The organism is Stenotrophomonas sp. STEN021 (genome assembly GCF_056760175.1).
Genome location: NZ_JBRREH010000125.1, coordinates 1 through 10,353, shown reverse-complemented (window position 1 = coordinate 10,353; position 10,353 = coordinate 1). Strand labels below are relative to the sequence as shown.

The 10,353-nt window shown below is 65.0% G+C and carries 6 protein-coding genes; 3 read left to right on the top strand and 3 right to left on the bottom strand.

Going from position 1 to position 10,353, the window contains the following annotated elements; translation table 11 throughout:
- Window positions 1-90: 90 nt before the first annotated feature.
- Both ACVOL0_RS19385 and ACVOL0_RS19380 read right to left on the bottom strand, forming a co-directional pair.
- A complete protein-coding gene (locus tag ACVOL0_RS19385; protein ID WP_481509489.1) occupies window positions 91-816 on the bottom strand; it encodes a glutamine amidotransferase in 726 nt (241 codons plus the stop codon).
- Window positions 813-2,615, bottom strand: coding sequence for a GspE/PulE family protein (locus tag ACVOL0_RS19380; protein WP_481550470.1), 1,803 nt, complete (start codon window positions 2,613-2,615; stop codon window positions 813-815). Before ACVOL0_RS19380 ends, ACVOL0_RS19385 begins: the two co-directional genes overlap by 4 nt.
- 92 nt (window positions 2,616-2,707) lie before the next feature.
- On the opposite strand from ACVOL0_RS19380, the gene glyQ reads away from it, so the two are divergent.
- The 3 genes from glyQ to ACVOL0_RS19365 are packed head-to-tail and all read left to right on the top strand — an operon-like array spanning window position 2,708 to window position 7,254.
- Window positions 2,708-3,619, top strand: a complete 912-nt coding sequence (gene glyQ, locus ACVOL0_RS19375; RefSeq protein WP_293711779.1) for a glycine--tRNA ligase subunit alpha — start codon at window positions 2,708-2,710, stop codon at window positions 3,617-3,619.
- Window positions 3,616-5,688: a glycine--tRNA ligase subunit beta gene (glyS, locus tag ACVOL0_RS19370; protein WP_481550469.1), complete on the top strand. Its 2,073-nt coding sequence runs from the start codon at window positions 3,616-3,618 to the stop codon at window positions 5,686-5,688. The genes glyQ and glyS overlap by 4 nt, the downstream gene beginning before the upstream one ends.
- Before the next feature lie 3 nt (window positions 5,689-5,691).
- Complete coding sequence (locus ACVOL0_RS19365; RefSeq protein WP_481550468.1) at window positions 5,692-7,254, top strand: tetratricopeptide repeat-containing sulfotransferase family protein; 1,563 nt, start codon at window positions 5,692-5,694, stop codon at window positions 7,252-7,254.
- Window positions 7,255-7,307: 53 nt separating this feature from the next.
- On the opposite strand, the gene ACVOL0_RS19360 is transcribed toward ACVOL0_RS19365, so the two are convergent.
- On the bottom strand, window positions 7,308-10,088 hold the full coding sequence (locus ACVOL0_RS19360; RefSeq protein WP_481550467.1) for a TonB-dependent receptor: 2,781 nt from the start codon (window positions 10,086-10,088) through the stop codon (window positions 7,308-7,310).
- Window positions 10,089-10,353: the final 265 nt, after the last annotated feature.

Here is a 10,353-nt window from a genome sequence, read left to right as displayed (position 1 = left end):
AGCCGGCAATGCTGCAATGACGGGCATGTCCGCAATCTGACGATTCATGGGCTTCGCGGCTGACGCCGTTCCCACAAAACAACAGCAGGTTCAATGGGTCTCGCGTCGCACATGGCGCACGAAGCGGCGCAGCAGCTGCCGGGCCAGCGGCGCAGCGCTTACCTCGCGCGCGACGCTGCGGGCGCAGCCACCGTGGCGGGCGATGCAGTCGGCGCGGGCACGGACGTAGCCACGCATGTGATGGGTGGCGAACTCGGGGTGGAACTGCAGGCCCCAGGCCTGCTCGCCCCAACGGAAGGCGTGGCAGTTGTCCTGCACCGAGCGGGCCAGCACGGTGGCGCCTTCGGGCGCGCGCAATACCGTCTGCAGATGGGTGGCGTGGGCCGGGAAACTGGCCGGCAGGCCGGCGAACAGCGGATCGGCCGAAGCCGGGGCCTCCAGCTCCAGCTGGATGGTGCCGGACTCGCGCCCGGCCGGGTTGTAAGCCACTTCGCCACCCAGCGCATGCGCGAGCAGCTGGTGGCCGTAGCAGATGCCCAGTAGCGGCATGCCGGCGTGGGCGGCGTCGCGCAGCCAGTCGGCGCTGCGTTCGCTCCAGTCAGCGCGGTCGGTGACGAAGGCGGCCGAGCCGGTAACGATGGTGGCGGCAAAATCACCACGCGCCGGCAACTGCTCGCCGTGCTCGACGTTGACCACCACGGTATCGGCTTCTTCCAGCCCGGCGGCAACGCGGATCCAGTGCGGGAAACGCCCATAACGGCGCAGTGTCGGGAACGGTTGCCCGGTTTCAACGATCAAGAACGGCTGGGACTTCATTCCGGCGGCGGCAGTACTGACAGGACTTCCTCGATTGTAGTCAGCCCTGCGGCCACCTTTTCAAGCCCGGTACGGCGCAGGGTACGCAGCCCTTCCCCGGCAGCAGCCTGGCTGAACCCGGCCAGGTCCATGTCGCGGGTGATCCGTGCGCGCAGCCGCGAACCCAGTGGCAGCAGCTCATACAGGCCGATCCGGCCCATGTAACCGGTGCGCCGGCACTCCAGGCAACCGACCGGGGCATATGCCGTGACCACATCTGGTAATGCTTCATGGGCATGACGCAGCGGTGCCCAATCGGCGTCCGTCAGCGTGTCTGGCGCCTTGCAGTGCGGGCACAGGGTGCGCACCAGGCGCTGCGCCAGCACGCCGTTGACGGTGGAGGCGATCAGGTAATGCGGCACGCCGAGGTCGAGCAGGCGGGTGATCGCCGAGGGCGCATCGTTGGTATGCAGGGTGGACAGCACCAAGTGGCCGGTCAGCGAGGCCTGCACCGCCATCTGCGCGGTTTCCAGGTCGCGGATTTCGCCGATCATGATGATGTCCGGGTCCTGGCGCAGCAGGGTGCGCACACCGGAGGCGAAGTCCAGGTCGATATTGGTCTGCACCTGCATCTGGTTGAACTCGGGCGCGATCATTTCGATCGGGTCTTCCACCGTGCACACGTTCACGTCCGGCGTGGCCAGGCGCTTGAGCGTGGAGTACAGGGTGGTGGTCTTGCCGGAGCCGGTCGGGCCGGTGACCAGCACGATGCCGTGCGGACGCGCCACCAGTTCGTTCCAGCCGGCAGCTTCCTCGGGGCTGAAGCCCAGCTGCTCGATGCTCTTGAACGCCGAATCGGGGTCGAAGATGCGCATCACGCATTTCTCGCCGAATGCGGTGGGCATGGTCGACAGACGCATCTCCACCTCGCGGCCGCCCGGTGAACGGGTCTTGATGCGGCCGTCCTGCGGGCGCCGGCGCTCGGCCAGGTCCATGCGGCCGAGCACCTTGACCCGGCTGATCACTGCGGTCATCACCGAGGGGGGCAGTTCGAACACCTTGTGCAGCACCCCGTCGATGCGGAAACGCACACGGCCCTTGTCGCGCCGCGGTTCCATGTGGATGTCACTGGCACGCTGCTCATAGGCGTACTGCAGCAGCCAGTCGACGATGCTGACCACATGGTGGTCGTCGGCGTTGACGTCACCGGCGCTGCCCAGCTCCACCAACTGCTCGAAACTGGGCGGGGTGACGCCGTTGCTGTTGTCACGGGCGTCGCTGCGGGCGCCGCGCACCGAGCGGGTGACGCCAAAGAACTCCATCGAGTAGCGGTGCAGGTCCAGCGGGTTGACCAGCACCATGTCGATGCGGCGGCGGGGCAGGTGCTGCAGGTCCGGCACCCAGTCGCGTGCCATTGGCTCGCTGGTTGCCACCAGCACACGCTCGCTGTCCAGGCCCAGCGGCAGGATGCGGTGGCGGCGTGCATAGGCATGGGAGACCACGGCGGTGGCACCGGCCACGTCCACCCGGGTCGGATCGATACGCAGGTAGCGGGTGTGGGTGCGGGTGGCCAGCCATTCGGTGAGGCGCTCCAGGCCGAGCTCGCCGGTCCCGATGGCGGCAGCCAGTTTCAGGTTGGCCAGCAGTACCAGCGGATGGACTTCACTGGCATTGCGCGCGCCCTGGGCGGAAAAACGGATCCGCTCCTGGTCGTGTGCGGCCACCAGCCCATCGGCCAGCAGGGCGCTGGCAACATTGGAAAACTGCAGTCTTCCCGGGGCGATAGCCACCTGCGGTGACGGTGCCTGAGTGCCTTCCATAGCCGCGTTTTCCACCCCAAACCCCTTGCTGGCGCGGCCATCGCGCGGTCGGTCGCTATACTAACGCACCCCTTACGTACGGCTCAGGCAGCATGTCCGCGACTCCCCCCGTTTCGATTACCTTCCAGGGACTGATCCAGACCCTCAATGATTTCTGGGCGAAACAGGGCTGTGTCTTGATCCAGCCGCTGGACCTGGAGGTCGGTGCCGGCACCTTCCACCCGGCCACCTTCCTGCGCTCGATCGGCCCGGAAAGCTGGAATGCCGCCTACGTGCAGCCCTCGCGCCGTCCCACCGACGGCCGCTACGGCGAAAACCCCAACCGCCTGCAGCGCTATTACCAGTACCAGGTGGCGATGAAGCCGAGCCCGGACAACATCCAGCAGTTGTACCTGGATTCGCTCAAGGCGTTGGGCATTGACCCGCTGGTGCACGACCTGCGCTTCGTCGAGGACAACTGGGAGTCGCCGACCCTGGGCGCTTGGGGCCTGGGCTGGGAAATCTGGCTCAACGGCATGGAAGTCACCCAGTTCACCTACTTCCAGCAGGCCGGTGGCCTGGAGTGCAAGCCGGTGCTGGGCGAGATCACCTATGGCCTGGAGCGGCTCTGCATGTACCTGCAGAACTGCGACAACGTCTACGACCTGATCTGGACCTATGGCCCGGACGGTACCCCGGTCACCTATGGCGATGTCTACCACCAGAACGAGGTGGAGCAGAGCACCTACAACTTCGAGTACGCCGACGTGGAAGAAATGTTCCATCGCTTCGACGCCTGTGAGAAGGAAGCGCAGAAGCTGGTGGAAGCCGGCCTGCCGCTCCCGGCCTATGAACAGGTATGCAAGGCCTCGCATTCGTTCAACCTGCTCGACGCACGCCGCGCCATCTCGGTGACCGAGCGCCAGCGTTACATCCTGCGCGTGCGCGCGCTGGCCCAGGCGGTGGCCAAGCTGTACGAGGCCAAGCGCCTCGAAGCCGTGGCAGCGAAGGAGGTGCAGGCATGAGCATGCAACCGCTGCTGATCGAACTGGGCGTGGAAGAGCTGCCGGTCAAGGCGCTGCCGGGCCTGGCGCAGGCGTTCTTTGATGGCGTGATCGATGGCTTGGCCAAGCGTGGCGTGGCCTTCGAGCGTGGCGATGCCAAGCCGCTGTCGACCCCGCGTCGCCTGGCCGTGCTGTTGCCGGGCGTGGAAACCGAACAGCCCGAGCAGCACTCGGAAGTATTCGGCCCGTACCTGAACATCGCGCTGGACGCCAACGGCGAGCCGACCAAGGCGCTGCAGGGGTTTGCCGCCAAGGCCGGCATCGACTGGACCGCGCTGGAGCGCACCACCGACGCCAAGGGCGAGCGTTTCGTGCTGCGTTCGGTGACCCCGGGCGCGCAGACCGCCAGCCTGCTGCCGGAGATCCTGCGCGAAGCCATCGCCGCGATGCCCATCCCCAAGCCGATGCGCTGGGGCAGCCACGAATACGCCTTCGCCCGTCCGGTGCATTGGCTGGTGCTGCTGCACGGCAACGACATCGTGCCGGCCGAGCTGCTCGGCCTGACGTCCGACCGCTTCAGCCGTGGCCACCGTTTCATGGCCGACAAGCAGGTGTGGCTGAGCAACCCGGCCGACTACGTTGAATCGCTGAAGGCCGCCAACGTGCTGGTCGATGCCGACGCGCGCCGCGAGCGCATCGTCGCCGAGGTCAATGCCGCAGCCGCGCAGGCGGGTGGCGTGGCCCGCATCACCGACGACAACCTGGAGCAGGTGGTCAACCTGGTCGAATGGCCGGCGGCAGTGCTGTGCAGTTTCGAGCGCGAATTCCTGGCCGTGCCGCAGGAAGCGCTGATCGAGACCATGGAGATCAACCAGAAGTTCTTCCCGGTGCTCGACGGCGGCGGCAAGCTGACCGAGAAGTTCATCGGTATTGCCAATATCGAATCCAGGGACGTGGCCGAGGTTTCCAAGGGCTACGAGCGGGTGATCCGCCCGCGCTTCTCCGATGCCAAGTTCTTCTTCGACGAAGACCTCAAGCAGGGTCTGGTCGGCATGGGCGATGGCCTGAAGACCGTCACCTACCAGGCCAAGCTGGGCAGCGTCGCCGACAAGGTGCAGCGGGTCAGCGCGCTGGCGCAGATCATCGCGCCGCAGGTGGGTGCTGATCCGGTGCAGGCCAAGCGTGCCGCCGAGCTGGCCAAGAACGACCTGCAGTCGCGCATGGTCAACGAGTTCCCGGAACTGCAGGGCATTGCTGGCCGTCATTACGCGGTTGCCGGTGGCGAATCGCCGTCGGTGGCGCTGGCCATCGACGAGAGCTACCAGCCGCGCTTCGCCGCCGATGACATCGCGCTGTCGCCGCTGGGCAAGGTGCTGGCGATTGCCGAGCGCCTGGACACGCTGGCCGGCGGCTTTGCCGCTGGCCTGAAGCCGACCGGCAACAAGGACCCGTTTGCGCTGCGTCGTAATGCGCTGGGTCTGGCACGCAGCATCATCGAATCGGGCTTCGATCTGGATCTGCCGGCATTGCTGGCATCGGCGAATGCTGGTCTGGCCGAGCGCAAGGTGCAGGCGGATGCGGGCGAACTGTATGACTTCATCATCGACCGCCTGAAGGGCTACTACGCCGACAAGGGCGTACCGGCCACCCACTTCAACGCCGTCGCCGAGCTCAAGCCGGCCTCGCTGTACGATTTCGACCGCCGCATCGATGCCATCGGCACCTTTGCCCAGCTGCCGGAAGCCGAGGCACTGGCCGCAGCCAACAAGCGCATCCGCAACATCCTGCGCAAGGCCGACGGCGCCATCCCGGCCATGATCGACCCGGCACTGCTGCGCGAGCCGGCCGAGAGCGAACTGGCGGAAGCGGTGACTGCCGCCATCGACGACACCGGTGTGGCGCTGGCACACAAGGACTACGTGGCCGTGCTCGGCCGCCTGGCCCGCCTGCGTCCGCAGGTGGATGCGTTCTTCGACGCGGTGATGGTCAATGCCGAGGATCCGGCGCTGCGTGGCAACCGGTTGGCGCTGCTGCGCACGCTGGGTGACCGCCTCGGCAGCGTGGCCGCGATCGAGCACCTGTCCAACTGAGGCATGGATGCCGGCGCCTCCTGGCAGTCCGCACAGGCCGCTTTGGCCCAAGGCGACATGCCCGCAGCGCGCCGGTACTTGCTGCAGCTGCTGGAAGTGCAGCCGCAGCACCGATACGCACGGGTGATGCTGGCCGGCACCGTGCTGGCGCAATCGCGCGTAGGTGAAGCGGTTGCGCAGTTGCAACAGGCTGCAGCGGGCCAGCATGACGACCCAGCCTTGTTGCTGCGTATCGCCCAGGCCCTGCTGCGGGTAGGCGACAGCCAGAATGTGGCGCGGCTGATGCAGCAGGCCTGCATCGGGCAGTGCACCGACCCGCCGCTGCTGGCTTCGCTGGCGCACGTGTTGCAGTCCTTGGGCCTGCACGCCGAGGCGCTGCGGCTGATGCAGCAGGCCCGCCAGCGCGGCTTCGACAATCCCGATTTCCAGTACTTCCTGGGCGTGCAACTGCAGTTCAATGGCGATCTGGAGGGCGCCGAGCAGGCCTTGCTGCGTTGCCTGCAGGCACGGCCTGGCTTTGGTCGCGCCGCACTCACCCTGTCGCGTCTGCGGGGGCAGACGGCGCAGGCCAACCATGTCGATGTGCTGCGCCAGCAACTGCGGCGGACATCGGCTGCAAATGAAGACACCGCCGCGCTCTGGTTCGCGCTGTACAAGGAACTGGAGGACCTGGGCGAGGATGACGCGGCCTGGGCGGCGCTGAGCACCGGCAATGCGCTGATGTGGCAGCAGTTGCGCCACGACGGCAAGGCCGACACCGCGCAGCATCAGGCGATGGCGGCCCTGGCTGGCGAAGGCGTTTTTTCCCCGGTAACCCCTGCTGCGACGGTGGACGAGGGGGCGCAGCCGATCTTCATCGTCGGTATGCCGCGCTCGGGCACGACGGTATTGGAGCGGATGCTGGGCAATCACTCACAGGTGTTGTCGGTGGGCGAGCTCGGTGACTTTGCCCAGCAGCTGCGCTGGCAGGCGGATCAGGCCGGGCGAGCGCTGCTTGACCCGGCGTTGCTGCAGGCGCTGCCGGCGCTGGATTACGCGCAGGTGGGCCAGGGCTATCTGCAACAGACACGCTGGCGACTGGGAGATGAGCGCCGCTTTGTCGACAAGCTGCCGCCCAATTACCTCTTGGCCGGCCCGATCGCACGTGCGCTGCCGCAGGCGGTGATCGTGTATGTGCGCCGCGATCCGATGGCGGTGTGCTTTTCAAACTACCGCGCGATGTTTGGCGCGTCCTATGCATACAGCTACGACCTGCAGGCGCTGGCCGCGCACAACCGTGCGCATCGGCAATTGATGCAGGCGTGGCAGCAGTACCTGCCGGGGTGCGTGCTGGAGATCGACTACGAGGCGATGGTGACTGCTCCGCAGGCAGTGCTTGCGAACATCCTGCAGCGCTGCCAGTTGCAAGCGGAACCGGGTGCAACCGACCTGACCCGCAATGCAGCGGCCAGTGCGACGCTCAGCAGCGTGCAGGTGCGCGAGCCCCTGCACGCCCGCAATGTCGAGCAATGGCGTCGTTATGAAACGCAGTTGCAGCCACTGCGCGAGGCGCTGGCTGCAGATTGAAAAAAAGGAGCGGCGCAAGCCGCTCCTTGCCTGCATCACGACGGCATGCGGTCTTACTGCTTGCCTCCGAAGCGCCAGTTCAACTCCAGCATGTAGGAGCGGCCATAGGCGTTGTAATTGAACACGTTGTAATACGGGTAGACGTTGTAGGTGTTGTCACGCGGGGCCATCTTGTTGGCCAGGTTGTTGACCGTCGCGCTCAGCGATATGTCGTCGTTCACCGCGTAATCCACGGTCAGGTTGAAGGTCGTCCACGCTGCCACACGGCCTGCGTTCTTGGCGCCATAGCCGTCGATGGAATTCTGCGCCGCGTAGTTCGGGGTGCGCCCATAGCGGATGCCGTACAGCGTCGAGGTCCATGGCCCCTTCTGCCAGCCCAGCGTGCCGCTGAAGATGTTCTTGAACTCCGAGGAATAGTACGGATCGGAGAGCAGATCAATGGTGGGATCTTCGGGGTACTGCTGGTTGTCGTGCTTGAGCGTGACGTTGTAGCGCGCACCAAACATGAAGCTGCCCCAGTTGTCCGTACCCAGACGGTAGTTGAGGTTGGCGGTGATGCCGCTGACGTCCTCCTTGGAGACGTTGATGGGATTGGTGCGCACGGTCTGGATCTGGTTGGGTTGTGGCGCATTGGCACCGGCACGGCCGATGCGTGCCAATGCATCCACGCAGGTCGGCGAGGCGGCGTCGAGCTGGCCGAGGCGGCAAGCCGATTCATTGCGCAGCAGCTGGTCCAGATCCAGGTCGGAGACCTTGTTGTCGATCTTGATGCGGTAGTAGTCGGCACTGACGGTGAAGTCGGCGCTTGGCGACCACACAACGCCGCCGCCCCAGGATTTGGCGGTGATGGACTTCAGGTCCGGGTTGCCCATGCGCGAGCCCTTGACCTGCTCGTCGTTGTATTTGCATTGCCCGATCGGCTTGCCCGGGTCTTCGGTGGCGCAGCGGTAGTAGTCGGGCACCTGGGTGTAATAGCCACTGGCGCCGGCAAATACGTAGGACATGTCCGGCGCCTTGAACGCGGTGGCGTAGTTGGCGCGGAACAGCAACGAATCGATGGGACGGAACTCCAGGCCGGCCTTCCAGGTGGCCTTGGAGTCACTGCCGGCGTTCTTGTTCTTGTAGTCGTCGTAGCGCCCGGACAGGTTGGCGGTCAGCATCTTGAAGATCGGCACCCGGAACTCGACCGCGGCGGCCCAGTTGTCGCGCTTGCCGTGGCCCTGGGTGCCGCTCAGGCCCCAATAATCGCCATTGACCACGCCCGGATCGGTGGGGTTTTCCCAGGATTGCTGGCCGCCCTGCACCACACCGGCAAAGCCCACGTCACCGGCCGGCAGCGCGAACAGCGAGGTATTGGTGACCTGCAGGTTCAGGTTCTGCGTCCAGGTCTTGGACTTGGTGCGGATTTCGCCCTGGAAGCTGCGGTACTGGGCCGGGGTCAGTGCCTGGTAGAACCCGGCATCATTGGGTTCGTAGATCGGGTAGCCGTAGTACTCACCCAATTGCGGGCCGAGGAACTGCTGACGGAAGAAGTCTTCCATCTTGTCCTTCAACGGCCACCATTGGCGGCTGTCGATGCGGTATTCCGAGCGCGCGTAGTAGGCGTTGTAGTCCCAGTTGGACTGGCCGATGGTGCCCTTGATACCGGCTGCGATGTTGTAGGAATCCGAGGTCTGCCGCTCGTTGTTGAAGTCCAGGTTGCCGGTTTCTTCGGGCGAGAAAATATGCTGGTAGCTTTCCAGGTCGCCGGTGAGCTGGTTGAAAATGTAGCCGCTGGTATCGATCGAGGGCTGCCAGAAGCGTGAACCGCTGTTGCTCTGGGTCTTGCTGTGGTTGAGCAGCAAGGTGGCATACAGATCGGCGTTGTCGCTGAGCGCGTAGTTGAGATTGGCGTAGCCGGCAGCGCTGCGCTCCTTGTTCATGATGCTTGCGTAGCCGGGCTGGTAGCGGCTGCCGCAATAATTGCCGCGGGTGGGCCGCGTGTCATAGAAGGTGGTGCCCCGGTACAGCCCGGCCAGCGGTGCGCAGGCAGCGGCACCCGGGTCGATATAGCTGCCATCGGAAGCGCTGTGGACGAAGGTGCGCACGCCGTAGCGTGCGCTTGCATCCGGGTTGTCGTTGGTGGAGTCGATGTCCTTGCGGTTGAACCCGTAAATCGGGTCCTGGTTGTTGAGCTGCACGCCCCAGGTCAGGTCCAGCTTGTCCCAGCTCTGCCCGCCGGTGAGCTGGAAGCGCTGGTTGTTGCCACCGCCGCCGTCGTAGCTGCCGATGCGGAAGTCCGCCTGGATGCCATCGATGTGCTTCTTGAGGATGATGTTGACCACACCGGCGATGGCGCTGGAGCCGTAAATCGAGGATTGGTTGCCGGGGGCGATATCGATGCGTTCGACCATTGCGGTAGGAATGCTGGCCAGGTCGACGAAGTTGCTCTGGCCGTTATAGAGCAGCGGATAGTCGGCCATCGGCCGGCCATCGATCAGCACCAGGGTGAAGCCGGGGTCCAGGCCAAGTAGGCTGATTGGCTTGGCGGCGGAGGTGAAGCCGCCGGAATACTGGCTGTCCTGCACCGCGCCCGTGGCCAACGGCTGCGAACGCAGGACCTCGTAGACATCCTTGAACCCCTGCTTCTGGATGTCCTGCGCGGTGATGGAGGTTACCGGGGTGGCGGTTTCCACCTGCACCTGCGGGATCAGCGAGCCGGTAACGGTGATCTTGTCGAGGGTTTCGACTTTCTTTTTGCTGGCGCTGTCATCGCCTTGGGACTGGGCGAATGCAAAGGACGAGTAGGCGGCTATGACGGTGCACACAGCCGTGGTCAGGAGTTGTCGTTTCATCTTGGGTACCTGGACTTGGGAGGAGCCTGGGCCCAGTCAACCGGCTGCTCCAATCCAGGAGCGCAACAATCCGGGACAGCATCACCACGTGTTCTGAGAACCGGAGCGGCTGGGTGTGTTCACGATAATTTAACTGCGGCTGTCAAGCTGGTGTGATGATCTGCTCAGCTTCTCGGAGGCGGGCAAATCCAATGTGCGCTCAGACCCGATGTAGTGCCGAGCCATGCACGGCAGCGGTGTCACCTGTAGTGCCCCTGCCGAGCAT

Bases quoted from the DNA above. Each gene is read 5' to 3' on its own strand.
- ACVOL0_RS19385 (WP_481509489.1), bottom strand. From the start codon at position 816: ATGAAGTCCCAGCCGTTCTTGATCGTTGAAACCGGGCAACCGTTCCCG.
- ACVOL0_RS19380 (WP_481550470.1), bottom strand. From the start codon at position 2,615: ATGGAAGGCACTCAGGCACCGTCACCGCAGGTGGCTATCGCCCCGGGA.
- glyQ (WP_293711779.1), top strand. From the start codon at position 2,708: ATGTCCGCGACTCCCCCCGTTTCGATTACCTTCCAGGGACTGATCCAG.
- glyS (WP_481550469.1), top strand. From the start codon at position 3,616: ATGAGCATGCAACCGCTGCTGATCGAACTGGGCGTGGAAGAGCTGCCG.
- ACVOL0_RS19365 (WP_481550468.1), top strand. From the start codon at position 5,692: ATGGATGCCGGCGCCTCCTGGCAGTCCGCACAGGCCGCTTTGGCCCAA.
- ACVOL0_RS19360 (WP_481550467.1), bottom strand. From the start codon at position 10,088: ATGAAACGACAACTCCTGACCACGGCTGTGTGCACCGTCATAGCCGCC.